The following is a 26,725-nucleotide window of genomic DNA, read 5'->3' as shown; positions in this document are numbered from 1 at the left end:
TTACCCCACCTTGCAGGCCGACAGCACCGCCATGTTGAGAATGTCGCTGGCGGTGGCGTTGGTCGAACAAATCTGAATCGATTTGTCGAGACCGGCGAGGATCGGGCCGATCACCGTGGCGCCGGCCATTTCCTGCATCAGCTTGACCGAGATCGAGGCCGAATGCCGGGCCGGAACCACGAGGATGTTGGCCGGGCCGGTCAGGCGCTGAAACGGATAGGCGTCCTGCGCGCGGGGATTTAGGGCGACATCGACGGTCATTTCGCCTTCGAACTCGAAATCCACGCCGCGACGGGCCAGCACATCGGGAGCAAGGTGCATTTTCTCGGCCCGTTCCGAGCGCGGATAGCCGAAGGTCGAGAAGCTGACGAAGGCGACGCGCGGCTCAAGCCCCAGATGGCGGGCGACGCCGGCGGCACGGGTTGCGATATTGGCCAGATCCTCTTCGTTGGGCCATTCATGCACCAGCGTATCCGAGATCAGAACGATGCGCCCCTTGTGCAGAAGCGCCGTGACACCGGCGACGCCATGCGCGGTATCGGCGTTGAACACATGGTTGATGCGTTCGAGCACATGGGCGGATTTGCGGGTGGCGCCGGTCACGAGACCGTCGCCATGGCCATGGGCCAGCATCAGCGCCGAGAACACGTGACGGTCCCGCGCGGCCATGCGGTGAATGTCCTGCCGGTCATGGCCCTTGCGCTGCAGGCGGGTGTAGAGAAACTCTTTGTATTCATCCAGACGGTCGCTTTTGGCGGCGTTGGTGACTTCGATCTCGCTGACGGCATCGCCGAGGCCAGCCGCCTCGAGCTTGGCTTTCACGTCATCGTCGCGGCCCACGACGATCGCCTTGCCGAGACCCGAGCGCTGATATTGCACGGCGGCTCGCAGCACGCGGGGATCGTCGCCTTCGGCAAAGATCATGCGGGCCTGGGCGTTGCGGGCGCGGGCGTTGATCGAGCGCAGGATCGACGCGGTGGGATCCATGCGGGCGGCGAGCGACTGCTCATAGGCGTCCATGTCGACGATTGGACGGCGGGCGGCGCCGGTGCGCATGCAGGCCTTGGCCACGGCGGGCGGCACGGTATGGATCAGACGCGGATCGAAGGGGGTGGGGATGATGTAATCGCGCCCGAAGGAAAGCTTGCGGCCGTAAGCCATCGCGACCTCGTCGGGGACATCGGCGCGCGCCAGTTCGGCCAGGGCTTCGGCGCAGGCGATCTTCATCTCGTCGTTGATGGCGCGGGCATGCACATCGAGCGCGCCACGGAAGAGATAGGGGAAGCCAAGGACGTTGTTGACCTGGTTGGGATAATCCGACCGGCCAGTGGCGACGATGGCATCGACGCGGACCTCATGCGCCTCTTCGGGAGTGATTTCGGGATCGGGGTTGGCCATGGCGAAGATCACCGGGTTGTCGGCCATCGAGGCGACCATGTCTTGGGTCACGGCGCCCTTGACCGACACGCCGATAAAGACGTCGGCGCCTTTCATGGCCTCTTCGAGCGTGCGCAGATCGGTTTTGACGGCATGGGCCGATTTCCACTGGTTCATGCCGTCGGTGCGGCCCTGATAGATCACGCCCTTGGTATCGCAGGCGATGCAGTTTTCGGGGCGCGCGCCCATGGATTTCAGCAATTCGATGCAGGCGATGCCCGCAGCGCCGGCACCGTTCAGCACGATCCGGCACTCTTCGAGCTTCTTGCCCGAGATATGCAGCGCGTTGATGAGACCGGCGGCACAGATCACGGCGGTGCCGTGCTGATCGTCGTGAAAGACGGGGATGTCCATCTGTTCCTTGAGCGTCTGCTCGATGATGAAACATTCGGGCGCCTTGATATCTTCGAGATTGATGCCCCCGAAGGTCGGCCCCATGAGGCGCACGGCCTTGATGAATTCCTCGGGGTCTTCGGTATCGAGCTCGATGTCGATGGAGTTCACGTCGGCGAACCGCTTGAAGAGCACGGCCTTGCCCTCCATCACCGGTTTGGAGCCGAGCGCGCCCAGATTGCCAAGACCCAGAACCGCCGTGCCGTTGGAGATCACCGCCACCAGATTGCCCTTGTTGGTGTAGTCATAGGCGAGTTCCGGGTTGGCGGCGATTTCCTCGCAGGGCACGGCAACGCCGGGGGAATAGGCCAGCGACAGATCCCGCTGTGTCGTCATCGGCACGGTGGCCTGAATCTCGAACTTGCCGGGGGTGGGTTCGAGATGAAAGGCAAGCGCCTCTTCGCGGGTGTATCTGGGTCTGGACATGCTACGGCCTTGCACTGTTTGAGTGATTTGCATCGTCATAGCGGGGGTTTGCCACGGTCTCAACTGCAACTCGTTTTCGGGTTTCCGGCGGCTTGCGGGCTTTGTAAGGTTTGAACCAACCAAGCCGGGGGGCGCACGTGACGACCGAGACATCCGCCGTAACGCCGATGATGGCGCAATACCTTGAGATCAAGGCAGAATATCCGGGGGCGCTGCTGTTCTACCGGATGGGCGATTTCTATGAGTTGTTCTTTGACGATGCTGTGGCCGCCGCAGAGGCGCTGGATATCGCGCTCACGAAGCGCGGCAAGCATCTGGGCGAGGATATCGCCATGTGCGGGGTGCCGGTGCATTCAGCCGAGAATTACCTGCTGACGCTGATCCGCAAGGGGTTTCGGGTGGCTGTGGGAGAACAGCTTGAAAGCCCGGAGGAGGCCAAGAAACGCGGCTCGAAATCGGTGGTCAAGCGCGGGGTCGTGCGGCTGGTGACGCCCGGCACCTTGACCGAAGAAAGCCTTCTGGAGGCACGGCGACACAATTATCTGGCCAGTTTCGCACGCGTGCGCGGCGACGGGGCGCTGGCGTGGGTCGATATTTCCACGGGAAGTTTCCACGTCATGCCTTTGACCGAGGTGCGGCTTGGCCCGGAGCTGGCGCGGCTAGCGCCGTCAGAGGTGGTTCTGGCCGATGGGGATCAGGCGGATTTGGGTGACATAGTGACTGAATCCGGGGCTGCGGTCACCGAGTTGGGGCGCGCGGCCTTTGACAGTGCGGGTGGCGAAAAGCGGCTTTGCGATCTGTTCGATGTCGGCACTCTGGAGGCGTATGGGCAGTTCACGCGGCCCGAGGTGGCAGCGATGGGCGCGATCGTCGAATATCTGGAGATCACCCAGCGCGGCAAGCTGCCCTTGTTGCGGCCACCGCAGCGCGAGGCGCAAGCGCGGGTCATGCAGATCGACGCGGCGACGCGGCGCAATCTGGAAATCACGCAGGCGCTTGGCGGCGGGCGGGCCGGATCGCTTTTGTCGGCGGTGGATCGGACAGTCACGGCTGGCGGTGGGCGATTGCTGGAACGGCGGCTGTCGAGCCCAAGCCTAGTGCTTGAGATTGTACAAGACCGGCTGGATGCCGTGGGTTTTGCGGTGGAACAGAGACGATTCAGCGAGGATTTGCGCGCGGCCTTGCGCAAGGTGCCCGATCTGGACCGGGCGCTGTCACGGTTGGCGCTGGATCGGGGCGGGCCGCGCGACTTGGCGGCGATCCGCAACGGGCTGGAACAGGCGGGCGCTATTGCCGATATGGCCGAGGGCCACGAACTGCCACGGTTGATGGCCGAGGCGGTGACGGCGCTGAGCGGGCATGAGAGCGTGCTGGACCTTTTGGAGCAGGCATTGGTGGCGGAGCCCCCGATGCTGGTGCGTGATGGGGGGTTCATCGCACCCGGTTTCGATGAGGAGCTGGACGAAGCACGGCAACTTCGCGACGAGGGGCGCGGTGTGATTGCGGGGATGCAGGCGGAATATGTGGACCTGACGGGGATTCAGAGCCTGAAGATCAAGCATAACAACGTGCTGGGCTATTTCGTCGAGGTGACGAGCGTTCACGCGGACAAGATGCTGTCGGGGCCGCTGAACGAGACATTCAAGCACCGGCAGACCACGGCCAATCAGGTGCGTTTCACGACGGTGCCGCTGAGCGAGATGGAAACCCGTATCCTGAATGCAGGGGGTCGGGCGCTTGAGATTGAAAAGCGGCTCTATGACAGCTTGAAAGCGGCCATTCTTGAAAGCTCCGACGCGGTGTCACAGGCCGCAAGCGCATTGGCGGAGCTGGATCTGGCCACCGCGCTGGCCGATCTGGCGCGCGGTGAGGATTGGACGCGGCCCAAGGTGGATGCCAGCCGGGCGCTGGATATCGAGGCCGGACGGCATCCGGTGGTGGAACAGGCGCTGCGCAAATCCGGAGAGCCGTTCATCGCCAATGACTGCGATCTGGGGACTGCGCATGATATCTGGCTGCTGACCGGGCCGAACATGGCGGGTAAATCCACGTTTTTGCGGCAGAACGCGCTTATTGCGCTGCTGGCGCAGGCGGGCAGCTTTGTGCCGGCAAGGGCGGCGCATATCGGGATGGTGAGCCAGTTGTTCAGCCGGGTTGGCGCGAGTGATGATCTGGCAAGGGGGCGGTCGACCTTCATGGTGGAGATGGTGGAAACCGCCGCGATCCTCAATCAGGCGGACGATCATGCGCTGGTTATCTTGGATGAGATCGGGCGCGGCACGGCGACCTATGACGGGTTGAGCATCGCCTGGGCCACGCTGGAGCATCTGCACGAGATCAACCGCTGTCGGGCGCTGTTTGCCACGCATTATCACGAGCTGACCAACCTGAGCGACAAGCTGGACCGGGTGGATAACGCCACGGTCAGCGTCAAGGAGCATGATGGCGACGTTATTTTCCTGCACGAGGTGCGGCGCGGTGCGGCGGATCGCAGTTATGGCGTGCAGGTGGCCAAGCTGGCGGGACTGCCAGAGACGGTGGTGGCTCGGGCGAGGGTGGTTCTGGATGCGCTGGAAAAGGGCGAACGCGAGGGGGGAACGGCGCAAAAGGCGTTGATCGACGATCTGCCGCTGTTTTCCGCCGTGCCAGCCCCGCCACCGCAGGTCATCCGGGAGTCAGGTGTGGAGAAACGGCTGGCTGATATCCTGCCCGACGAATTGACCCCGCGCGAGGCGCTGGATCTGATTTATGAATTGAAGGGGCTTGTGCAGGGCTAGGCCGGGCCGGGGGCCCGACCCAATCCTTAGCCGTGGTTCGAGGACACGCCGACTTGCGCGGGGCGCAGGATACGGTCGTGCAGCATGAACCCTTCGGTCGACACCTGTATGATATCGCCCGCCTTGGTGCCGGGAAGCGGCGCTTCGAACATCGCTTCGTGCTGCTGGGGGTCGAATCTGTCGCCGACTTCGGGCGAAATCCGGGTGATGCCGTGGCGCGAGAAGACGTTGAGCAATTCCCGCATCGTCAGTTCGACACCTTCGAGAAGGGCGGCGGAAACCTGTTTCTGCTCTTCGGTGGCGGCTTCGAGCGCGCGTTTCATGTTGTCGTAGACCGGCAGCATGTCGCGGGCCAGCTTGGAGCCACCGTAGTTTTCGGCCTCGCGGCGGTCTTTATCGCTACGCTTGCGGGCGTTTTCGGCATCCGCGAGCGCACGCATGAACTTGTCCTGCAGCGCGTCCCGTTCGGCGCGCAGGGTTTCGATTTCGGCGTCTGTATCCGAGATCTCCTCGTTGGCGAGGGCGTGTTCCTCGGCCTCGGCCTGTTCGATGTCGTCAAGGAAATCTTCGTTCTTCGGCTCTGCCATATTTCACCTCTAGCTCCGGTCCGCGATCAGTTTTCCGACCAGTTGCGCCGTGTAGTCCACGATCGGCACGATGCGGCCATAGTTCAGGCGGGTGGGACCGATGACGCCCACCGCACCAATGATCTTTCGGTCAGCGTTCATATAAGGAGAGACCACCAGAGAGGAACCCGAAAGTGAGAAAAGTTTGTTCTCGGAGCCGATAAAAATGCGCACACCCTCGCCCTCGTCGGCCAGTTCGAGGAATTCTGCGATGTCGCGCTTGCGTTCGAGATCGTCAAAGAGGGTGCGGATGCGGTCCAGATCCTGTTCTTCGGTCTCGGCATCGAGAAGATTCGCGCGGCCCCGAACGATCAGGCGCTCATAGGTGTCGCCCTCGCCATCCCAGACGGCCAGACCGCTTTCCACCAGATCGCGCGCCAGTTTGTCGATTTCCTGCCGCCGTTCGACAATCTGTTTGGAAATAACGCGCTGAAGCTCGCTAAGCGTGCGCCCCTCGGCCAGTGCGTTGAGGAAATTGGCCGCTTCGCGCATCGAGCTGGGCGTTTGGCCCGGAGGCGGCGTGAAGATGCGGTTTTCGACATGGCCATCGGCAAAGACCAGCACCACGAGCGCGCGATCCTGCGCCAGACTGACGAATTCGATATGCTTGATCGGCGCTTCGCGCTTGGGCGCCAGAACGAGAGAGGCGCCATGGGTGACGCCCGACAGGGCGGATCCGATCCGATCGAGGATACCGGACACATCCTTGGAATTGCTGCCAAGGGTGGCGTCAATCATCTCGCGGTCGGTGCTTTGCAGGTCGCCCACCTCGAGCAGACCATCGACGAACATGCGCAAACCGGTCTGTGTAGGGACGCGACCGGCGCTGATATGCGGGCTTTCCAGCAGGCCGAGATATTCGAGATCCTGCATCACGTTGCGGATTGTTGCCGCGCTGACCTTTTCGCTGAAATCACGGGTCAGAGTGCGCGAGCCGACGGGCGCACCCGATAACAGATAGCTTTCCACGACCCGTCGAAACACCTCGCGGGAGCGTTCATTCATCTCTTCCAGAATTTTGCCTTGGTCATTCATGATGGTCAGGCCGTTTTGGGTATGGTCCGTCATTAAAGACGGCTTGTGGAAAAGGTCAATCGGGGTTGCTATCTGCGTGACACGGACTGTATCCACGGGACGAATTGTTAAAAGGATGACAACATGCGCCCCTCGGGTAGAGACTTAAGTGAAATGCGCCCCGTTTCAATCGAAACGGATGTTACGAAACATGCCGAGGGGTCGTGCATGATCCGTGTCGGAGACACGCATGTACTGTGCACCGCCAGTCTTGAAGAGCGTGTGCCCCCCTTCATGAAGGGCACCGGGCTTGGCTGGGTCACGGCGGAATACGGGATGCTGCCGCGCTCGACCTCGTCGCGGATGCGGCGCGAAGCGACTGCGGGAAAGCAAGGCGGGCGCACCGTCGAGATTCAGAGACTGATCGGGCGGTCGCTGCGCGCGGGTGTCGATCGGGTTGCTTTGGGTGAGCGTCAGATCACGGTGGATTGCGATGTGATCCAGGCCGATGGCGGCACGCGCTGTGCAGCGATCACCGGCGGTTGGATCGCGCTGCGGCTTGCGGTCAACAAGCTGATGAAGGCAGGCGACGTGATCAGCGATCCGCTTGTTGATCCGGTGGCGGCGGTCAGCTGTGGAATTTACGCCGGTCAGCCTGTGCTTGATCTGGATTATCCCGAGGATAGCGAAGCCGGTGTGGACGGGAATTTCATCATGACCGGGAGCAAGCGGCTGATCGAGGTGCAGATGAGCGCCGAGGGGTCGACCTATAGCCGGGATCAGATGAATCTGCTGATGGATCTGGCGGAAAAGGGCGTGGCCGAGCTGGTTGCGGCGCAAAAGGCGGCGGTGAATGCGTAAATTCACGGGCGATACCCTGCTGGTTGCGACCCATAACTCCGGCAAGCTGGAAGAAATCGCCAGCCTGCTGGAGCCTTTTGGCGTCAAGGTGGTGGGCGCCGCGGAAAAGGGACTGGCCGAGCCGGAGGAAACCGAGACGAGTTTCGTGGGCAATGCACGGATCAAGGCCCATGCGGCGGCCAAGGCCACGGGTCTGCCTGCGCTGTCGGATGATTCTGGGATCGAGGTGGACGCGCTGGATGGCGCGCCGGGTGTGTTTACCGCGAATTGGGCCGAAACAGAGACGGGTCGCGATTTCATCATGGCGATGGGCAAGACGCATGACCGGCTGGTGGAAAGCGGTGCGCCGCAACCCTGGACAGCGCGGTTTTGCTGTACTTTGGTGCTGGCGTGGCCCGATGGGCATGACGAGGTGTTCCCCGGAACGGTCGAGGGGCGGATCGTCTGGCCGATGCGAGGGCATGAGGGGCACGGATACGATCCGATCTTTCAGCCTGACGGGTATGAGCAGACATTCGGCGAGATGGATCGCTGGGGAAAGAACCGGATCAGCCACCGGGCCGATGCCTTTGCCAAGCTTGTAAAGGGCTGTTTTGGCTGAGGATTGGCAACAGGGGGGCTTTGGCCTCTACCTGCACTGGCCGTTTTGCGAGGCCAAATGCCCGTATTGCGATTTCAACAGCCAGGTGAGCCGCGACATCGATCAATCCCGCTGGCTTAGAGCCTATTTGCACGAGATCGACCGCTATGCCGGGATGCTGCCGGGACGGGTTTTGAACTCAGTTTTCCTTGGCGGTGGAACGCCCAGCCTGATGGATCCCGATGTGGTCGCCGCCATTCTTGAGCGCGTGCGGCAAAGCTGGCCGCAGGCGAATGATCTGGAGGTGACGCTTGAGGCGAATCCGGGATCGGTGGAGGCGCGTCGCTTTCGGGGATATGCGGAGGCCGGTGTGTCGCGGGTGTCGATGGGTATTCAGGCGTTGAACGACGAGGATTTGCGCCGTCTTGGCCGGATACACAGCTTGGCCGAGGCACGTCAAGCCCATGATATTGCAAGGAAAAACTTTGATCGCGTCAGTTTCGACCTGATTTATGCGAGACAGGATCAAACGGTTGAGGCATGGCGGGCCGAGCTTGGTGAAGCGTTGGAAATGGCGGTGGATCATCTGTCGCTGTATCAGCTGACCATCGAACAGGGCACTGCCTTTGCGGATCGCTATGCGCGGGGCGGGCTGAAGGGGTTGCCGGCCGAAGATGCCGCCGCGGATATGTATGAGGCGACGCAAGAGATATGTGCGGGCGCGGGCATGGACGCTTATGAAGTGTCGAACCATGCCAAACCGGGCGCTGAATCGCGGCACAACCTGATTTACTGGCGCTATGGGGATTATGTTGGCATCGGCCCGGGAGCGCATGGGCGAGTGACGCTGGATGGTCAGCGCCATGCGACCGAGGCGTGGTCGAACCCCGATCGGTGGCTGAGCGCAGTAGATGCGGGGCAATCCGAGAAGAGCTGCGAAGCGATTGATCCCAAGGATCAGGCGGCTGAATACCTCATGATGGGGTTGCGAATTCGTGAAGGCATAGATGTTGTGCGTTATGAGGCGATGGCAGGCGAGGCGTTGTCAGAGGAAAAGCTGATCGAGTTGCGAGAGCTTGGGATGATCGAAAGCAACGGACAGCGGGTATGGGTTACCGAGCAGGGTAGGCCAGTGCTGAACGCGGTTTTGCGGGACTTGCTGGTGGAGTGAGAGAGGTCAGTCGCCGGTACTCAGCATACGGCACAGGGTGTCGAGCTGATCGAGGGTTTCGTAAGTGATGGTCATCTGGCCCTTTTCCTGCCCCGGCTTGTGATCCAGTCGGACGGTCATACCCAGATTGGCCGACAGATCGCCCTCGAGCGCCTTGGTATCAGCGTCTTTTTCCACCGATTTCGACGGCTTCTTCTTTTTGCCGGGATCGGCAAAGATGTTGCTGATCGACTTCTTGACCAGCGCTTCGGTTTCGCGAACAGAGAGACCTTTTTTGATGACCTCAAGCGCCAGAGCTGCAGCATCTTCGGCGGTTATGAGAGCGCGGGCATGCCCGGCACTCAGGCGACCGTCGCGGAGATAGGCCTGAACCTCTTCGGGGAGAGTCAGAAGGCGGACCGAATTGGCGATGTAACTGCGGCTTTTGCCCAGAACCTCGGACAGTTTTTCCTGCGTGTGGCCGAATTTGTCCATCAGCTGGCTGTAACCGGCGGCCTCTTCCACGGGATTGAGATCGGCGCGCTGGATGTTTTCGATGATGGCGATTTCCAGCACTTCGGTATCGTTGAAGTCGCGAACCAGAACAGGGATCTGATGCAGCTTGGCCATTTGAGCCGCGCGCCAGCGGCGTTCACCCGCGACAATCTCGAACGCGGTATCGTCGCCGGGCACGGGACGCACGATCAGGGGCTGGATGATGCCCTTTTCCTTGATGGACGCAGCCAGATCATCGAGCTTGTCCTTGTCGAAGCTGCGGCGCGGCTGATCGGGGTTAGGGCGGATTTTCTCAATCGGAACAGTGCGATCCGCCGGCTTCGGGGCTTCAGAAGCGGTTGTCTTGTCTTCGTTCACGTCGGCCATGAGCGCGGACAGCCCACGGCCCAAACCGCGCTGTTTGGTTTTCTTGTCAGTCATCCGAAGCTCCTGTGATTACGCAGCGGCGCGCGTCTGATTGGACATCAATTCCCGCGCCAGATCGCGGTAAGCCTGCGCCCCCTTGGACGCCGAATCATATTGCAGAACCGGCACCGCGTAGGAGGGCGCCTCGCTGACGCGGACATTCCGGGGGATGCGCGTCTGGAACACCAGGGCGCCAAGATTATCGCGAGCATCCTGCTCGACCTGCGACGAAAGGTTGTTACGGGCGTCGAACATCGTCAGCACGACGCCTTCGATACGCAGATTAGGATTGGCGGTCTGGCGGACCTCGCGAATGGTCAGCATCAGCTGTGACAGGCCTTCGAGCGCGAAAAACTCGCTTTGAAGCGGCACCAGCACCGAATGGGCGGCAACCATCGCGTTGACTGTCAAAAGGTTGAGCGACGGAGGGCAATCAATGAGTATGTAATCAATGGCGTAATCGTCCATTGCGGTCTGGCGAAGGGCGTCATGCAAAAGAAAGCTGCGCTTTTCGGTTGCGATCAGCTCCATATCCGCCGAGCTGAGATCGACGGTTGCGGGAACGATCAGCAGGTTGTCAAAGGCGGTTTCCTGCACGACCTCTGAAAGATCAATTTCTTCGAGAAGAAGCTCGTATGTGGTGAGTTCACGGTCCGACGCGTCGATTCCAAGCCCGGTCGAGGCGTTTCCCTGCGGGTCGAGGTCAATGATCAGGACTTTTTGCCCGGCTTCGGCCAGTGCAGCACCCAGATTTATTGTCGTCGTGGTCTTTCCAACGCCGCCTTTCTGGTTTGCAACGGCAATGATCTTGGGTCCGCGAGGGCGGGTCGGATCAGACACGGGCGACTCCTGTAATGGTCATGATAACTGGGCCGGTTTCAGTTTTACTTTTAGCAAGCCGGTGCGAGAAGGTCCAAGCTGTTTGCGCAGCCTCGACCTCTTTTTGCCAGTTTTCGCCCTTTGGAAAGATCGCCGTCCCATCGGGACGCATATGCCGTTCGGCAAAGCCAAGCAGCGTTGTCAGATCGGCCAGCGCACGGGCTGACAGGACATTTGCCTCAAGGGGCGGGATATTTTCGATCCGGTCATTGATGACATCGGCGCGCGCACCCGTTTCGCGGATCACGGTGTTGAGAAACACGCATTTACGAACATCGCTTTCCACCAGGGTCGTGCGCTTGGGTGACCCTGTTTCAAGCGAGAGAATGGCCATCAGCAAACCGGGAAAGCCGGCGCCGGACCCAAGATCAACCCAGTGATCGACTGGATGTGGCGCGAGATCGTAAATCTGAATGGAATCAACGAAATGGCGCTGCCAGAGGTCGGGGAGCGTGGAGCGCGCCACTAGATTGATCCGCGGCGTCCATTTGCGCAGCAGCGCCTCGTAGATGGTCAGACGCTCCACTGTTTCACGTGAAACATTCAGATCAGCCGCATCGCTCATGCAGTTTTTTCACGCTTGCGCAGGCGCAGGCGGGACATGAGCAACGTCAGCGCTGCAGGCGTCATCCCATCAATGCGCGAGGCTTGCGCCAGATTCGCGGGGCGGGCGGCGGTAAGTTTGGTCTTGAGCTCGTTCGACAGCCCATCGATCGTAGAAAAATCGAGGTCAGAGGGAATTTCCTGTGCCTCGTCGCGCTTCATCATTTCCACGTCACGGTTCTGACGCTGGATGTAATTCGCATAAAGCGCATCCTTTTCCAGCTGCGCCCGTGAGGCTTCGTCGATATCGGCCAATGTCTGATCCAGCGTGAGCAGGTGCGAAAAGTCGATATCCGGGAAGGCGAGCAGCTGAAAAGCGGTGCGGCGCGAGCCGTCCTGATTGATTTTCAGTCCGGTCTTGATCAGGTCGCGGGGCGTGAAGCTGGCCGCGTCAAGACGCGCGCGGGCGGCGTCGAGGCGTTCCATCTTTTGGGCGAAAGCCTGGCTGCGTTGCGGACCGACAAGGCCCGTGGCTATCCCAAGCGGCGTCAGGCGTTGATCGGCGTTATCGGCGCGCAGGGAAAGGCGAAACTCGGCGCGGGAGGTGAACATGCGGTAGGGTTCGGACACGCCACGGGTTATCAGGTCGTCAACCATGACGCCGATATAGCTGTCCGAGCGGCTGAAGAGCAGGGGATCACGTTCTTGCGCCGCAAGCGCGGCGTTCAGCCCGGCGACAAGACCCTGGGCCGCCGCCTCTTCATACCCGGTTGTGCCGTTGATTTGACCCGCGAGGTAAAGACCGGGAACGGCCTTGACCGCGAGCGTGGCGTCAAGGGCGCGCGGATCGACGTAATCGTATTCGATGGCATAGCCCGGCTGCACGATCACGGCATGTTCCAGCCCCGCGATCGAACGGACATAATCTTGCTGCACATCTTCCGGAAGGGAGGTCGAGATCCCGTTGGGATAAATCAGGTCATCGGACAGGCTCTCGGGCTCAAGGAAGATCTGATGAGAGGTCTTGTCCGCAAAGCGCACGATCTTGTCTTCAATCGAGGGGCAGTAACGAGGGCCAACGCCGTCGATATGGCCACCATACATCGCGGATCGATCAAGGTTATCGCGAATGATGGCGTGCGTTTGCTCGTTTGTGTGGGTGATCCCGCAGGAAATCTGCCGCGCGGTGGGCGCGTCCGAGAGAAACGAGAACAGCACGGGGTCATCATCGCCGGGCTGTTTTTCAAGACTGTCCCAGTCAATCGTCTTGCCATCGAGCCGCGGCGGCGTGCCGGTCTTGAGCCGCCCAAGTTTGAGCGCAAAGCTGTCCAGCCGCTCGGCCAGTTTGATCGAGGGCTTGTCGCCCATGCGCCCCCCGGGTCGGGACACGTCGCCGATATGGATAACACCGCGCAGAAACGTGCCGGTTGTCAGGACGACCGCGCCTGCGGAAATCTCGCTTCCGTCGGCGAGAACGATGCCGGTGACGCGCTCGCCGTTCATCAGGACATCAGCGGCCTCACCTTCGATGATGCTCAGACCGGGTTGATTTTCGATCTCGGAGAGCATCGCCTCACGGTAGAGTTTGCGATCCGCCTGGGCGCGCGGGCCTTGGACGGCAGGGCCTTTGCGGCGGTTGAGCAGGCGGAACTGAATGCCGGCCTTGTCGGCGACACGCCCCATGACGCCGTCGAGCGAATCGATTTCGCGGACCAGATGGCCCTTGCCAAGTCCACCGATGGCCGGGTTGCAGGACATGACGCCGATGCCCGATTTGTTCAGGGTCACAAGGGCTGTGCGCGCGCCGACGCGTGCTGCGGCGCATGCTGCGTCGCATCCGGCGTGACCGCCACCGATCACGATGACATCAAAATGTTTCACGTGAAACACTCCTCATTTCCCAAGGCAAAAGCTTGCGAAGATTTCGTCCAGGATGTTCTCGATATCGACGCGTCCTACCAGAGAATCAAGCGCGCGGATAGCGGTTCGAATTTCTTCGGCGGTGATATCTGCGGTGTCTTCGCCTTCGGGCAACAGGGCAAGAGCCGACTGCAGCGCAGCACGGCCACGCTCCATCGCCTGTTTGTGGCGCAGACGGGTGGCAAGACCGGCGCCCGAGGCGCGCTTTGACAGGATCGCCGTGATCCGCGCAATCAGGTCGGACACGCCGAGCCCGGTTTTGCCGGATATGCCATTGGCCGGGTTATCGGAGAGATCTGCCTTGGCGTTCAAAACGATATCGTCAGGTTCGGGGTTGAGATCGGGCGTATCGCCCCCCGTGACAAGAAAAACCCGCAGGTCAGCCGCTTGCGCACGGGCAAGCGCGCGCTCGACCCCGATGGATTCGACGATATCATCGGTTTCGCGGATGCCAGCCGTGTCCAGAAGCGTCACGGGCAGACCGCCTAGATCCATACGGACTTCGATGACATCGCGGGTGGTGCCGGCAACTTCGGAGGTGATGGCGGCATCGCGGCCCGCCAGAGCATTGAGCAGGGTAGATTTGCCCACATTGGGTGCGCCGACAATCGCCACTTCGAAACCAGAGCGAATCCGTTCAGCGGTTGTCACGCCAGTGATTTCACGCTCGAGGTCATTGGTGACACTGGTCACCAGCTCTGTCACTTCGGGGGAGACATCAACCGGCACATCTTCGTCGGCGAAATCAATTGTCGCTTCCAAAAGTGCGGCGGCGCGGATCAATGATGTTCGCCAGGTTTCAGCCCGCTTTCCAAGATCACCGGAGAGAACACGAAGCGCCTGTCGGCGCTGCGATTCGGTTTCGGCATCGATCAGATCGGCAAGCCCTTCGACCTGAGCCAGATCGAGGCAACCGTTTTCCAAAGCACGCCGGGTGAATTCGCCCGGTTCGGCCGGGCGCAGGTCATCGAGCGTGGACAGCGCGTCAAGGACAGCGGCCACAACGGCTGTGCTGCCATGAACATGGAACTCGACGATATCCTCGCCCGTGAAGCTGTGCCCTTGCGCAAAGGTCAGGACCAGCGCTTCATCAAGGCGCATGCCATCCGGGGCGCGCAGAATGCGCAGGCTGGCTTCGCGAGGAGAGGGGACGGCCCCGGCGAGTGCCTGCGCCGCGCCGAACGCCAGAGGGCCCGACACACGGATGATCGCAACACCGGCTTTGCCCTGCGCCGTCGACAGGGCGTAGATCGTATCCATAGCGTTGCCCCCAAGAAGGCCGGTATCAGGTGTTCATCGAATCGAAGAACTCGGTGTTGGTCTTGGTTTGCTTGAGCTTCGAGAGAAGGAATTCGATGGCGTCGGTGGTTCCCATCGGGTTCAGAATCCGCCGCAGCACAAAGGTTTTCTGGAGATCGACCTTGTTGATCAACAGATCCTCTTTCCGTGTGCCGGATTTCAGGATGTCGATGGCCGGGAACACGCGCTTGTCGGCAATCTTGCGATCGAGCACGATTTCCGAGTTACCGGTTCCCTTGAATTCCTCGAAGATCACCTCGTCCATGCGGCTGCCGGTGTCGATCAGCGCGGTGGAAATGATGGTGAGTGAGCCACCTTCTTCAATATTCCGGGCCGCACCGAAGAACCGCTTGGGACGCTGAAGCGCGTTTGCATCAACGCCGCCGGTCAGAACCTTGCCCGAGGACGGAACGACGGTGTTATAAGCTCTACCAAGTCTTGTGATCGAATCGAGAAGAATAACAACATCTCGTTTATGTTCGACAAGACGCTTGGCCTTTTCAATGACCATTTCAGCAACAGCCACGTGGCGCGCCGCGGGTTCATCGAAGGTCGAGCTGATGACTTCGCCTTTTACCGAGCGCTGCATGTCGGTGACTTCTTCGGGACGTTCGTCAATCAGAAGGACGATCAGATAACACTCGGGATGGTTCTTTTCGATGCTGTTAGCGATGGTCTGCAAGAGAACCGTCTTACCCGTGCGCGGCGGGGCCACGATCAACGACCGCTGACCCTTGCCGATGGGCGCCACCAGGTCGATCACGCGCGGCGAGCGATCCTTGATGGTCGGATCCTCAACTTCCATCTTGAGACGCTCATCGGGATAGAGCGGTGTCAGATTGTCGAAAGCGATCTTGTGCTTGGCCCGCTCAGGATCCTGGAAATTGATCTGCTTGACCGTGGTCAGAGCGAAATAGCGCTCGTTTTCCTCGGGGGCACGAATTTCACCTTCGATCGTGTCACCGGTGCGCAGGGAGAACTGACGGATCGTTTCGGGCGAAACATAGATATCATCGGGACCGGGGAGGTAATTCGCCTCGGGAGATCGAAGGAACCCGAAACCGTCCTGAAGCACCTCGAGCACACCATCGCCGAACACGGTCCAACCTTCATCCGCGCGCTCGCGGAGGATCTGGAACATCATCTCGCCTTTGCGCATGGTCGAGGCATTCTCGATCTCAAGCTCTTCGGCCATGGCAAGCAGATCCTTGGCGCTGGTCGCCTTGAGATCACACAGGTTCAAACGGTCTTCGGACATGGGGGAAATCCTTGGGCACGACAAGCCTGCGACTGCAAAGCGTCATGTCGTCGTCATGAATTGGAAACGGGTCACCCGGACGGGTGCTTGGGCGCTACATACGCATAGCGCATGCTCGAGTCAACGATGCTCAGAATTTGATGATGACGGCGAGCACGATCACAACCATCAAAACGGTCGGCACCTCGTTCATCATGCGGTACTGACGGCCGGTCAGTTGATTGCGCCCGGCAAGGAAATCCTTGCGCCGCAGACCGAGCCAATGATGAAACCACGTCATCGCCAGAATGGCCCCACCCTTGGCATAGGGCCAGATCGTGGACCAATCGACGATACTAGGTGTGAACACCATCATCAGGCCGAAGACCCAAGACGCGATCATTGCCGGGGTCATGATGACGCGCAGCAGCTTCAGCTCCATCGTCTGAAACACTTCATCGCGGCTATCACCGGGAGAGGATTGCTCGACATGATAGACATACAGACGTGGCAGATAGAACAGCCCCGCCATCCATGAGATGACGGACATGATATGGAACGCTTTGCTCCACGGATAGAGCACGATCAGGATATCACTCATCAAGGGCCTCTTTCTTCGCTGTCTTCTCTATAAATAAAAATAAAGATTAAAAAGGTGATTATTTGACGTAGGGGAGCCTTGATCCTGTGGATTAGCGGTTTGTCACATGGTTATGAACAGACCCGGAGCCGTGTGGATAAAACCGTTAATTAATTTGCGAATATTGCGTTCAAAGCTATTAAAACATTTACTATCAGATACTTAAGACAGACAATGACAGAAGAATAACTTGAGGACAGATGCAGATCGACTTGGGTTATTCAGCGGACTTACTTATTCATATCCCCTGCGGATCAACGGAAGCGTTTTCGCGCGAGATGACGGGAGACGCCCGGACTCCTCGTCGGGGATGGATTTCTCGCCGATCAGTTCTTAAACCTTCGTTAAGATATCCAAGAGGTTGTCCACAAGATGACGGAAATCATCCTTGCGTCGGGATCCGAGATACGGCTGACCCTGCTGCGCAACGCCGGGGTCGAGGTGACGGCGGTTCCTGCGCGCGTTGACGAGGATGCGTTGCGCCGCGCGATGCAGGCCGATGCCGCGCCGCCGAGGGACGTCGCCGATGCGCTGGCCGAGATGAAGGCCCAGAAGATCAGCGCCAAGCATCCAAGATCCCTCGTGATCGGATGCGATCAGGTTCTGAGTTTCGAGGGTGATATCCTGAGCAAGCCGGACACCCCCGAGGACGCCCGCAACCAACTGGCACGGATGCGCGGCAAACGGCATGAATTGCTGTCTGCCGCGGTGATCTGCGAAGAGGGACGGCCGATCTGGCGGCATGTGGGGGTTGTTCGCATGGTGATGCGGCCGGTGTCGGATGGCTATCTGGACGACTATGTGGCGCGGAACTGGGACAGTATCAGACATTCGGTCGGCGCCTATAAGCTGGAAGAGGAAGGCGTGAGGCTTTTTGCGCAGATACAGGGCGATTATTTCACGGTTCTTGGTTTGCCGTTGCTGGAGCTTTTGTCCTATTTGACGGTGCGAGGAGATCTGGAAGGATGAGTATGGAGAAAATCCCGTTGGCGGGGGTGATCGGATCGCCGATCGCGCATTCCAAGTCACCGCAACTGCATGGTCACTGGCTGAAGGTGAACGGGCTGAGGGGGCATTACATTCCGATGGATATCAGCCCCAACGATCTTGAGACCGTGCTGCGCACGCTGCCGAAAATGGGGTTTGTTGGCCTGAACGTGACGGTGCCCCACAAGGAAAAGGTGATGGAGTTCGCCGATCTGGTGACGGATCGGGCGACCTTGATCGGTGCGGCGAATACGCTGATTTTCCGCAAGGATGGCCGGATACATGCCGATAACACCGATGGCTATGGGTTTATTCAGAACCTGCGTGAAAATGCGCCGAATTGGGACCCGAAAGCAGGGCCCGCCGCGGTTTTGGGGGCTGGTGGTGCTGCGCGGGCGGTGGTTGCGTCATTGCTGGATGCGGGCGTGCCCGAAATCCTGATTTCCAACCGGACCCGGGTGCGCGCCGAAGCACTGAAAACCGATTTCGGCAAGCGGCTGACGGTGGTGGATTGGGTGCAGGCCGGCAATATGCTGGAAGAGGCGGTAACGGTGGTGAACACCACATCGCTCGGCATGATCGGAAAGCCGCCCCTGCGGGTGCCGCTGGATGGGCTGCGCAAGGATGCGGTGGTGACGGACCTTGTCTATGCGCCACTGAAAACGCGTCTCCTGGCCGAGGCGGAAGAGGCCGGTTGCGTGACGGTCGATGGGCTGGGAATGCTTTTGTATCAGGCGGTTCCGGGGTTCGAGCGCTGGTTCGGGGTGCGGCCTGTGGTGGATAGTGCGACACGGGCAGCGGCCTTGCGATGAGCTTTGTTCTGGGTCTGACCGGGTCGATCGGCATGGGCAAATCGACAACGGCTGCCATGTTTGCCGACGAGGGCTGCGACCTGTGGGATGCAGATGCGGCGGTGCACCGGCTTTACGCCAAGGGCGGCGCGGCGGTTGCCCCCATGAAAAACGCCTTTCCGCAAGCGGTAGTGGATGGCGCGGTGTCGCGCGCGCGGCTGAAAGAGATCATATCCGATGATCCTGCTGCCTTGAGACGGATCGAGGCGATCGTTCACCCGCTGGTCGCAGAGGATCGCGCCAGATTCATCGCTGGCTCGACGGCGGATATCGTGGTTTTGGATATTCCGCTGCTGTTCGAGACAGGCAATGAAGCGCAGGTCGATGCCATTGCCTGCGTGATTGTCCGGCCAGAGGTGCAGCGCGCCCGCGTGATGGAGCGGGGCACCATGACCCAAGCACAATTCGAAGCGATCCGGGACAAACAGATGCCGGCGGAGGAAAAATGCCGCCGGTCTGATTATGTCATCAAGACCGATACGCTTGAGGCTGCGCGCAAACAGGTTCAGGATGTGGTCAGCGACATCAGGAGCAAGCTGGCCCATGCGTGAGATCGTTCTGGACACGGAAACAACCGGCTTCGACCCGGAGCAAGGCGACAGGATCGTCGAGATCGGGGCGCTGGAGCTTTACAACCACATGCCCACGGGGCGGACCTTTCATCATTACATCAATCCCGGACGCGGAATGCCACAAGAGGCGTTCGAGGTGCATGGGATCGGTCCCGACCTTCTGGACGCACCACGCCCCCCGCGCCCCGGAGAGATCACGCTGAGGGACAAGCCGCCGTTCGACCATGTGGCGAATGCCTTCATCGAGTTCGTGGGGAATGCAAAGCTTGTGATCCACAACGCGGCGTTCGACATGAAGTTTCTGAATGCCGAGCTGGGTTGGTTGAAGCTACCGCTTTTGCCTTGGGAGCAGGCGATCGACACGCTGGCAATCGCGCGGCAGAAATTTCCCGGCTCGCCCGCGTCGCTTGATGCGTTGTGCCGGAGGTTCGCGATCGACAACACCGCGCGGACATTGCATGGCGCGCTTCTGGATTCCGAAATTCTGGCGGAGGTCTATCTGGAGCTGATCGGCGGCCGCCAGCCGGATTTCGCACTGTCGGCGCATCCTGTGGCGCAATCGGGCAGTGCCGAGACCGATATCGGATGGCGGCCAAAGCCACGGCCACAGCCCTTGCCACCCCGCATCACCGAGACCGAGGCCGCCGCCCATGCGGCTTTCATCGAAACCATGGGCGACGGGTCGCTTTGGAAAAAGCTGGGATAGACCCGATCAGGCGTCAGGCGTGGCCTTTTCGGTGGTTTGTGCTTGCTGCCGTCGGGCGATTTCGTTGCGATAGAGCTGGACGAAATCCATGTTTTCAAGGTTCAGCGGCGGGAAGCCACCGTCACGGGTGACATCGTTGACGATCCGGCGAATGAACGGGAACAGCATCCGGGGGCATTCGATCATCAGGAAGGGATGCATTTGCTCGTCGGGTACGCCTTCGATGTGGAACACGCCGGCGTATTCCATTTCCAGAACGAACAATGCCTCGTCGGTGGCCTTGTTCTTGGAGTCGATGCGCATCTTGACGACGACTTCATACTGATGCTCGACCGAGCGTTTCTTGGCGTCAAGGCTGACGCCGACCTGCACATCGGGGGTGACTTCACCGCCGGTGCCGCGCTGCGACAGGACGTTCTCGAACGACAGGTCACGAATGAACTGGGTGAGGGTGTTCATCTTGACTTGAGGCTGTTGCGCCTGTGCGGCTGCCCCGTTTTCTTGTTCCGACATGTATCGACTCCACTGAAATGACGTTGGGCGAAGGATTAGCAGGAAGGGTTGGGGGCCTCAATCACAAGACGTCAATGCCGCGTCGTCCAGCCGGAGGGTTTATGTGTCGGGCGCTTGCTGGGGTCGACCTCGTGATACTCACCGTCGATGATGCCGGGATCCTGAGGAGGGCGCGGCGCATCGTGCCCCATCTCGAAGCGGGTGACGTGCACACGTTTGCGAAGGTATGCCAGCACAGCAACGCGCACCGGTGGCATCAGCAGGGCAAAGCCAACGGCATCGGTGAAAAAACCCGGCGTCAGCAACAAAGCGCCCGCGACAAGGATCATCGCACCATGCGCAAGGGGTTCTGTCGGGTCGTCGAGCTCGGAAAACGAGCGGCGCAGATCGTTCATCGCCAATCGACCCTGCGTGCGCACAAGCCAAGCGCCCAGAACTGCCGTCAGGATGACGATGGCAAGTGTTGGCCATAGACCGATCGCGCCGCCGACCTGTATGAACAGGGCGATTTCGACAACCGGCACCGCAAGGAAGGCCAGAAACAGCCACATGGTCGCAACTCCTATGTCTAATTTGCTTGCAAGGTGGACTTGCCTGCCCGCGTCACCTACATAAGTTCGGACGTTCAACGTTTCCATGCCTGCTTGACATGAGGTGCCAATGAATTCCCCCCTTCTTCAGCTTCTGGTTCTGGCCGGAATCGCGATCTTCTTGATCTTGCGATTGAAAAGCGTTCTGGGCACCCGTGACGGGTTCGAGGGGCCGCCGCGCAGCGAACGGGCAGGTGCAACGCCGCAGCGCCGTGACACGTTCGAGGTGATCGAAGGTGGTCCGGATTACGACATCATCGACAATGTCTCCGACGGATCGGACGCGGCCGATGCCCTAGCACGGATGAAGCGTATTGAGCCTTCGTTCAATGTCACGCAATTCCTGCAGGGTGCGCGCGGCGCCTATGAGATGATCCTCATGGCCTTCGAGCGCGGACAGCTCGAGGATGTGGCGCCGTTTCTGGATGAAGATGTCTATGAGGCCTTTGCCCAGGTGATCGATGCGCGGCAGGAACAGGGCCTGATTGTCGAGGCGGAATTCCTTGGATTGCGCGAAACCAAGCTGGCTGAAGCGACCTTGAGCGATGACAACCGTGCCGCGATCACCGTGCGCTTCGTCGGAGAGCTTACGTCGATCGTGCGGGATGCCAATGGCGAGATCGTCGAAGGCGATGCAAAGACAGCTAAGCGCCAGAAGGATATCTGGACATTCGAGCGCGTCATGGGCTCGGACGATCCGAACTGGCGGCTTGTTGCCACGGGCGAATGACCGGAAGGCTGTGGGCGGCGCTGGCTGTCTGGCTGTCCTTTGCGGGCGGCCTGTCAGCCAGTGAGACCACTCATAGCATTCTTGATTTCCGGGATCTCGATGGCTGGGAACAGGACGATCACGAGCGGGCGCTGTCGGTATTTCTTGAGACATGCCCGGATATGGATGATCCCGATTGGTCGGCGCTTTGCGCTTTGGCCCAGCAAAAACCCGAAGCGCGCCCCTTTTTCGAGCTGTTCTTTCGGCCAGTGCTGATCGAAAACGCTCAGAGGGCGCTTTTCACCGGATATTTCGAGCCAGAATTGAACGGCGCCTTGCGTCCTGACAGCCGCTATCGCTTTCCCGTTTACCGGATGCCGCCAGAGGCCAGGGGCACAGGTCAATGGCTTACCCGGCGGGAGATTGAAACCAGCGACGCGATGAAGGGCCGGGGCCTTGAGATCGCCTGGGTCGATGATCCGGTCGAGCTGTTCTTCCTGCAGATCCAGGGATCGGGTCGGATCAGGCTTCCTGATGGTCGCGTGATCCGTGTCGGGTATGCTGGCAAGAACGGGCATGATTATCGGTCCGTCGGGGTCGAGATGGTGCGGCGCGGCATCTATGAGGTGCATCAGGTTTCGGCACAGGTCATAAAGAACTGGGTCAGGCGGAACCCTGTCGAGGGGCGGGAATTGCTGTTCCACAATCCGTCCTTTGTTTTCTTCCGCAAGGTCGATCAGGTGCCAGCCGATAAAGGACCGCTTGGCGCGATGAACCGCTCGGTGACCCCGGGGCGCACGATCGCGGCCGATCCGGCGTTTGTGCCGCTTGGCGCGCCGGTCTGGATCGAAAAGGGTGGGGAAAATCCGATCCACCGGCTTATGGTGGCGCAGGATACCGGATCGGCGATCAAGGGACCGCAGCGCGCGGATATCTTCTTTGGGACGGGGGATGCGGCGGGACGTGCCGCCGGCAAGCTGCGCGATCCGGGGCGGATGGTGGTTCTGCTGCCGATCCAGCGTGCCTTTGCCATGCTGACGGAGCCGTTGCAGTGACGCGCCGACGTCTCAAGCCCGACGAGCTGGAACTTTGGCGCCGGGTTGCCAAGACCACGCAGCGTCTTGCCCCAGAGCGCCGGGAAGAGCATGGGCTTGCGCCAAAGCCGGTAGCGAAAAACACGGCACGCCCGCTTTTGCAGGAGTTCGAGATCGGGCAGAAAAGGACGCCTGCCAAGCCCGAGCACAATCTGTCCGTCGATATCGCCGAGCGGATCGCGCGGCAGCCCGTGAAGATGGATCAAAAGACCTATGGCAAGTTGAAGCGCGGCAAGGTTGTGCCGGAGGCGCGGCTGGACCTGCACGGGATGACCATGGATCAGGCGCATCCGGCGCTCATGGGCTTCATCCTGCGCGCCCATGCGCAGGGCAAACGGCTGGTGCTGGTCATCACGGGCAAGGGCAAGAGCCGCGACGAAGGGGGGCCGATCCCGGTCAGGCAAGGGGTGCTGAGGCATAATGTGCCACAATGGCTGTCCTCGCCGCCACTGGCGCAGGCGGTCCTGCAGATCACCGAAGCGCATATCTCGCATGGCGGCGGTGGGGCCTATTACGTGTATTTACGGCGCCAGCGTTAGAAGCGGCCGGGCGCGGGCAATGCCCAGACCCATCATCACGGTGGCAAAGACGAAATAGCCCGCGATGAGCACATATTGCGCTTCGATCTCCAGACCAAGGTCGATCCCCAGCCCGGTCAACCCCGGACCGATTGCCGATCCAAGCACCATGAGCGCAGCCGCCATCGCCTTGATCGAGCCGATGTTGCGGGTGCCATAGAACTCGGCCCAGAAGGCGCTTGGCAACGTGGCGTTCATGCCGGTGGTCAGGCCAAGAAAGAAGAACCCCAGAACCATGGCTGTCGGCCCGTCTGCCTGAGCGAATAGCAGAAAGGCAAAAACCATCGGCACTTGTGACAGCGGCATCAGCCGTGCGGTTCCCAGACGGTCAAGCGCCCAGCCGGACAGGACCATCGCAGCGATGGATACCGCGGTGTAGAACGGAAACATCGCCACAAGATCCACATGGGCGACATTCTTGATATCTGCGAAATGGACCTGATGAAAAAAGAACGCCGTGTTGAAGGCCGAAGGGCCAAGAAGGGCGGGGACCATGAACCAGAAAAGGAAATGGCGCAGCGCCTGATTGCGGGTCCAGTGGCGCGAGTCCATGCCGGTGGATTGGCTGAGATGCGCCATGGACTGCGGGGTGCGTTCATGGCGCAGCAAAAGCAGAAGGATCGGGATGCCGGCAACCGCGATCAGCCCTGCAAGACCCCATAGAAGACGCCAGTCGTAATGGATCATCAGCGCGACGAAGATCAGCGGCAACAGCGCCTCGCCTGCAGCGAAACCAAGGGTGGCGATTGACAGAGCCTTGCCACGGGTGGCGATGAACCAGCGCGACATGGCAACCACGGCGATATGGCTGGTCATGCCCTGTCCTGCGAACCGCAGGGTGAAGATGACCGCCGGGAGCAGCCACCAGACTGGATTGAGCGCCATGAACAGGCATGCCGCCATCAGCATCAGAAGAACCAGCGCCCCAAGCACCCTGACGCGGAACAGATCAGTCAGACCCCCGGCCCAGACCATGACAAGCGCCGAAAGCCCGGTTCCAAGCGTATAGAGGCCGCCCCATTCCCCATGTGACAGGCCGAACTCGGACCGGATCTCACCGGCGAAGATGGAAATGAAGAACGTCTGTCCAAAACTGCTGAGAAAGGTCAGCAGCACACCAGCGGACAGCCAGGGCGCATTTGAGCGCAGGAACGCAAGGATCGACATGCCCTTTGGTGGAACGGATCGCCCGGAAAGAAAAGGGCATTCGGTCGAGGGGCAGCGCCCTTATGACGGGCGGGGTTTTTCCATCACCAGAAAGGTCATCATGCCGATGGGCGGCAGTGACTTGTGTTCGGTTACCGACAGATCATCGCGCATGACCTGATCGATGTGGAAATCCGAATGCCAGCCAAGAAGATTGGCAAATGGCGCGGTCACACGGCCAAGGAAGGCGAAAAACCCGCGCTCGTGCACGAAGTGATTGGTGATGACAACGCGGCCCCCGGGCGCGCAGACGCGGGCGATCTCCGCCATGACCTTTTCGGGTTCGGGAACCACGGACAAGACATGCATCGCAGCGACCGTGTCAAAGCTGTTGTCGGGAAAATCAAGCTGCCGCGCATCCATCTGGCGCAGCTCCTTGACGTGATGGAGACCCAGATCGGTTACCCGGCGTTGCGCCTTGGCCAGCATATCCTCGGAGAAATCGATCCCGGTGACGGTGCATTTCGGATCGTAATGCGGCAGCGCGAGGCCTGTTCCAACGCCCACCTCGAGCACCGTTCCCGGCCGTTGATTGATCAGACGGACAGCGCGGTTGCGGCCCGCATTGGTGATCTTGCCGAATGTCGCATCATAGATCGGCGCCCAACGGGCATAGGAGGACTCGATCGCTTTGGGATCCATGGACTTACTCGCTTTGCTCGCTGCGGCGCAATTCTGCGACAAAAGACACAAGCACTGCAACAAGATAGGCGCCACAGGCGGAAAGCAGCGTAATCCACTCGAAAGCGGCGAGCGCAACCACGGCAACGATCACGGTGATGATGGCCAAAAGCCGGTTTTCACGAGCGATACGGATGGATTTAAACGATGGTGTCGGCACGCGGCTGACCATCAGGAACCCGATGAAAAGCATGTAAAGGCTGACGGCGATGCCCGGCAAGGCGGGCCTGTCGGTAAAGGCAAAAGACAACAGAAGAGGTGCCAGCGCCAAAAAAGCACCCGCGGGGGCGGGAACGCCGGTGAAATGGCTTGCCGGAGCCGTGGCCGAGGGGTCCCGGGCGCTGACATTGAAGCGCGCCAGCCGCAGGATACAGCAGATCGCGAAGGCCAGCGCCACGCTCCAACCGAAGGGCCCCATATCCTGCATGCCCCAGAAATACACGATCAGCGCCGGTGCGACGCCAAAGTTGAGGAAATCGGCCAGCGAGTCGAGTTCGAGCCCGAATTGACTGTCGCAGCCGACATAGCGCGCAACGCGGCCGTCGATCCCGTCAAGCACGGCGGCGAGCAGGATAAGCTGCACGGCCACAATGTAATTTCCCTGTACGCCAAAGCGTATGGCGGTGATCCCGGCGCAGACGGCGCCGAGGGTCAGCATGTTGGGAATGAGCCTGACCAGTGTCAGGTCGGTGATGGATTTTGCGGGTGGTCGTGTCATGTGTTCGCGTCGTGATCCGTTTTGGGCGCATCGAGATTGGCGATCACGGTTTCTCCGGCGACCATCGTTTGCCCGACACGCACTTGCGGTTTGATGCCTTCAGGAAGGTAGACATCCAGCCGTGATCCGAAGCGGATCAGGCCAAACCGTTCGGACATCTGTACACGATCACCGCGTTTTACGAAACACACAATCCTGCGGGCGACCAGACCGGCGATTTGGACCACCGCAAGATCTTGTTGGTTGCTCATCCGGATCACCAAGCTGTTGCGTTCGTTGTCGGCGCTGGCCTTGTCCAGGGAAGCGTTGAAAAATTTACCGGGACGATAGGCGATGGCGGTGACGTCACCGGCGACGGGGGCGCGATTCACGTGGCAGTTGAACACCGACATGAACACGCTGACCCGGGTGAGAGGGGTGTCCGGAAGGCCAAGCTCGGCGGGGGGAATGGCGGGTTCGATGAGGGACACGATGCCATCCGCAGGGCTGACGATGACATCGTCGCGCGCCGGGGCAACCCGCTCGGGGTCACGAAAAAAGTAGTAACACCAGACAGTTAAGCCAACCCCGATCCAGCCCAGCGTGTCTTCGATCAGGAAGAGGCCGAGGGTGATCGCGGCGAAGATCGCCACGAATTTGCGCCCCTCGGGGTGCATGGGTTTGACGAAGGTGGACATCATGTTCATGGGTGCGGTGTTCCGGTTATCTGTAGATCAGCCGCAGATAAGGCAAAACCGGGGGTTTGCATAGAGTGTGCGGAACACGTGCAGGCCGATCCGGCGAATCAGGGTGCAACCGATTGGTTAATGGGCAAAAA

Annotated in this window: 27 protein-coding genes; 11 read left to right on the top strand and 16 right to left on the bottom strand. The window is 60.3% G+C overall.

The window, feature by feature from the left end:
• Complete coding sequence (locus RAZWK3B_RS02280) at positions 1-2,256, bottom strand: NADP-dependent malic enzyme (RefSeq protein ID WP_007811835.1); 2,256 nt, start codon at positions 2,254-2,256, stop codon at positions 1-3.
• A gap of 167 nt (positions 2,257-2,423) precedes the next feature.
• Between RAZWK3B_RS02280 and mutS the strand changes: the two genes are divergently transcribed.
• Positions 2,424-5,033, top strand: a complete 2,610-nt coding sequence (mutS, locus tag RAZWK3B_RS02275; RefSeq protein ID WP_007811834.1) for a DNA mismatch repair protein MutS — start codon at positions 2,424-2,426, stop codon at positions 5,031-5,033.
• A gap of 26 nt (positions 5,034-5,059) precedes the next feature.
• Here the strand turns inward: mutS and RAZWK3B_RS02270 are convergent, their stop codons facing one another.
• Both RAZWK3B_RS02270 and hrcA read right to left on the bottom strand, forming a co-directional pair.
• The gene (locus RAZWK3B_RS02270; RefSeq protein WP_007811833.1) at positions 5,060-5,620 is read right to left on the bottom strand and encodes a nucleotide exchange factor GrpE; all 561 of its coding nucleotides are present in this window, start codon (positions 5,618-5,620) and stop codon (positions 5,060-5,062) included.
• A gap of 9 nt (positions 5,621-5,629) precedes the next feature.
• Positions 5,630-6,694 (bottom strand): heat-inducible transcriptional repressor HrcA, encoded by a 1,065-nt coding sequence (gene hrcA, locus RAZWK3B_RS02265; RefSeq protein ID WP_037294972.1) that lies wholly within the window; start codon positions 6,692-6,694, stop codon positions 5,630-5,632.
• Between the two features lie 123 nt (positions 6,695-6,817).
• Between hrcA and rph the strand changes: the two genes are divergently transcribed.
• Genes rph through hemW form a run of 3 tightly spaced genes read left to right on the top strand, consistent with a single transcriptional unit; the run spans position 6,818 to position 9,285 of the window.
• Positions 6,818-7,534 (top strand): ribonuclease PH, encoded by a 717-nt coding sequence (rph, locus tag RAZWK3B_RS02260; protein WP_037294795.1) that lies wholly within the window; start codon positions 6,818-6,820, stop codon positions 7,532-7,534.
• On the top strand, positions 7,527-8,135 hold the full coding sequence (gene rdgB, locus RAZWK3B_RS02255; RefSeq protein ID WP_007811830.1) for an RdgB/HAM1 family non-canonical purine NTP pyrophosphatase: 609 nt from the start codon (positions 7,527-7,529) through the stop codon (positions 8,133-8,135). The genes rph and rdgB overlap by 8 nt, the downstream gene beginning before the upstream one ends.
• Positions 8,128-9,285, top strand: coding sequence for a radical SAM family heme chaperone HemW (gene hemW / locus RAZWK3B_RS02250; RefSeq protein WP_007811829.1), 1,158 nt, complete (start codon positions 8,128-8,130; stop codon positions 9,283-9,285). The genes rdgB and hemW overlap by 8 nt, the downstream gene beginning before the upstream one ends.
• 6 nt (positions 9,286-9,291) lie before the next feature.
• Here hemW and RAZWK3B_RS02245 read toward each other — a convergent pair whose 3' ends face one another.
• From RAZWK3B_RS02245 to hemJ, 7 genes are all read right to left on the bottom strand, one after another.
• A complete protein-coding gene (locus RAZWK3B_RS02245) occupies positions 9,292-10,200 on the bottom strand; it encodes a ParB/RepB/Spo0J family partition protein (RefSeq protein ID WP_007811828.1) in 909 nt (302 codons plus the stop codon).
• A gap of 15 nt (positions 10,201-10,215) precedes the next feature.
• Positions 10,216-11,025: a ParA family protein gene (locus tag RAZWK3B_RS02240; protein ID WP_007811827.1), complete on the bottom strand. Its 810-nt coding sequence runs from the start codon at positions 11,023-11,025 to the stop codon at positions 10,216-10,218.
• Entirely contained in the window at positions 11,018-11,629 is a 612-nt protein-coding gene (rsmG, locus tag RAZWK3B_RS02235) for a 16S rRNA (guanine(527)-N(7))-methyltransferase RsmG (RefSeq protein WP_007811825.1), read from the bottom strand. Before rsmG ends, RAZWK3B_RS02240 begins: the two co-directional genes overlap by 8 nt.
• Entirely contained in the window at positions 11,626-13,488 is a 1,863-nt protein-coding gene (gene mnmG, locus RAZWK3B_RS02230) for a tRNA uridine-5-carboxymethylaminomethyl(34) synthesis enzyme MnmG (RefSeq protein ID WP_037294792.1), read from the bottom strand. Before mnmG ends, rsmG begins: the two co-directional genes overlap by 4 nt.
• A 12-nt stretch (positions 13,489-13,500) precedes the next feature.
• On the bottom strand, positions 13,501-14,787 hold the full coding sequence (gene mnmE / locus RAZWK3B_RS02225) for a tRNA uridine-5-carboxymethylaminomethyl(34) synthesis GTPase MnmE (protein ID WP_007811820.1): 1,287 nt from the start codon (positions 14,785-14,787) through the stop codon (positions 13,501-13,503).
• Between the two features lie 25 nt (positions 14,788-14,812).
• Positions 14,813-16,084: a transcription termination factor Rho gene (gene rho / locus RAZWK3B_RS02220; protein ID WP_007811818.1), complete on the bottom strand. Its 1,272-nt coding sequence runs from the start codon at positions 16,082-16,084 to the stop codon at positions 14,813-14,815.
• A gap of 130 nt (positions 16,085-16,214) precedes the next feature.
• Complete coding sequence (gene hemJ / locus RAZWK3B_RS02215) at positions 16,215-16,664, bottom strand: protoporphyrinogen oxidase HemJ (protein WP_007811816.1); 450 nt, start codon at positions 16,662-16,664, stop codon at positions 16,215-16,217.
• A 411-nt stretch (positions 16,665-17,075) separates the two neighbouring features.
• Between hemJ and RAZWK3B_RS02210 the strand changes: the two genes are divergently transcribed.
• Genes RAZWK3B_RS02210 through dnaQ form a run of 4 tightly spaced genes read left to right on the top strand, consistent with a single transcriptional unit; the run spans position 17,076 to position 19,819 of the window.
• The gene (locus RAZWK3B_RS02210; RefSeq protein ID WP_007811814.1) at positions 17,076-17,672 is read left to right on the top strand and encodes a Maf family protein; all 597 of its coding nucleotides are present in this window, start codon (positions 17,076-17,078) and stop codon (positions 17,670-17,672) included.
• Positions 17,669-18,502 (top strand): shikimate dehydrogenase, encoded by an 834-nt coding sequence (locus RAZWK3B_RS02205; RefSeq protein ID WP_007811812.1) that lies wholly within the window; start codon positions 17,669-17,671, stop codon positions 18,500-18,502. Before RAZWK3B_RS02210 ends, RAZWK3B_RS02205 begins: the two co-directional genes overlap by 4 nt.
• Positions 18,499-19,092, top strand: coding sequence for a dephospho-CoA kinase (coaE, locus tag RAZWK3B_RS02200; protein ID WP_007811810.1), 594 nt, complete (start codon positions 18,499-18,501; stop codon positions 19,090-19,092). The genes RAZWK3B_RS02205 and coaE overlap by 4 nt, the downstream gene beginning before the upstream one ends.
• Entirely contained in the window at positions 19,085-19,819 is a 735-nt protein-coding gene (dnaQ, locus tag RAZWK3B_RS02195; protein WP_007811809.1) for a DNA polymerase III subunit epsilon, read from the top strand. The genes coaE and dnaQ overlap by 8 nt, the downstream gene beginning before the upstream one ends.
• A 6-nt stretch (positions 19,820-19,825) precedes the next feature.
• Here the strand turns inward: dnaQ and secB are convergent, their stop codons facing one another.
• Positions 19,826-20,332, bottom strand: coding sequence for a protein-export chaperone SecB (gene secB, locus RAZWK3B_RS02190; RefSeq protein ID WP_007811807.1), 507 nt, complete (start codon positions 20,330-20,332; stop codon positions 19,826-19,828).
• A 71-nt stretch (positions 20,333-20,403) separates the two neighbouring features.
• Complete coding sequence (locus RAZWK3B_RS02185) at positions 20,404-20,883, bottom strand: FxsA family protein (RefSeq protein WP_007811805.1); 480 nt, start codon at positions 20,881-20,883, stop codon at positions 20,404-20,406.
• A 109-nt stretch (positions 20,884-20,992) separates the two neighbouring features.
• Between RAZWK3B_RS02185 and RAZWK3B_RS02180 the strand changes: the two genes are divergently transcribed.
• From RAZWK3B_RS02180 to RAZWK3B_RS02170, 3 genes are read left to right on the top strand one after another with little or no spacing between them, the layout of a single operon-like run.
• A complete protein-coding gene (locus RAZWK3B_RS02180) occupies positions 20,993-21,652 on the top strand; it encodes a Tim44/TimA family putative adaptor protein (protein ID WP_007811803.1) in 660 nt (219 codons plus the stop codon).
• Complete coding sequence (gene mltA, locus RAZWK3B_RS02175; protein ID WP_007811800.1) at positions 21,649-22,686, top strand: murein transglycosylase A; 1,038 nt, start codon at positions 21,649-21,651, stop codon at positions 22,684-22,686. The genes RAZWK3B_RS02180 and mltA overlap by 4 nt, the downstream gene beginning before the upstream one ends.
• Positions 22,683-23,264 carry a Smr/MutS family protein gene (locus RAZWK3B_RS02170; RefSeq protein ID WP_007811798.1) on the top strand — a complete coding sequence of 194 codons (582 nt, stop codon included), beginning with the start codon at positions 22,683-22,685 and terminating at the stop codon, positions 23,262-23,264. The genes mltA and RAZWK3B_RS02170 overlap by 4 nt, the downstream gene beginning before the upstream one ends.
• Here RAZWK3B_RS02170 and RAZWK3B_RS02165 read toward each other — a convergent pair.
• The 4 genes from RAZWK3B_RS02165 to RAZWK3B_RS02150 are packed head-to-tail and all read right to left on the bottom strand — an operon-like array spanning position 23,247 to position 26,594.
• Positions 23,247-24,470 (bottom strand): MFS transporter, encoded by a 1,224-nt coding sequence (locus tag RAZWK3B_RS02165; protein WP_007811796.1) that lies wholly within the window; start codon positions 24,468-24,470, stop codon positions 23,247-23,249. The genes RAZWK3B_RS02170 and RAZWK3B_RS02165 overlap by 18 nt on opposite strands.
• 60 nt (positions 24,471-24,530) lie before the next feature.
• Entirely contained in the window at positions 24,531-25,151 is a 621-nt protein-coding gene (locus tag RAZWK3B_RS02160; RefSeq protein WP_007811794.1) for a class I SAM-dependent methyltransferase, read from the bottom strand.
• 4 nt (positions 25,152-25,155) lie between these two features.
• Positions 25,156-25,908, bottom strand: coding sequence for a CDP-diacylglycerol--serine O-phosphatidyltransferase (gene pssA / locus RAZWK3B_RS02155; RefSeq protein WP_007811793.1), 753 nt, complete (start codon positions 25,906-25,908; stop codon positions 25,156-25,158).
• Complete coding sequence (locus tag RAZWK3B_RS02150; protein WP_007811791.1) at positions 25,905-26,594, bottom strand: phosphatidylserine decarboxylase; 690 nt, start codon at positions 26,592-26,594, stop codon at positions 25,905-25,907. The genes pssA and RAZWK3B_RS02150 overlap by 4 nt, the downstream gene beginning before the upstream one ends.
• Positions 26,595-26,725 lie beyond the last annotated feature (131 nt).

The sequence above is a fragment of the Roseobacter sp. AzwK-3b genome (genome assembly GCF_000170875.1).
GTDB classification, from domain to species: Bacteria; Pseudomonadota; Alphaproteobacteria; order Rhodobacterales; family Rhodobacteraceae; genus Roseovarius; species Roseovarius litoreus.
Note: the sequence above shows the minus strand (reverse complement) of the source record. Positions and strands in the feature narration are given on the sequence as shown.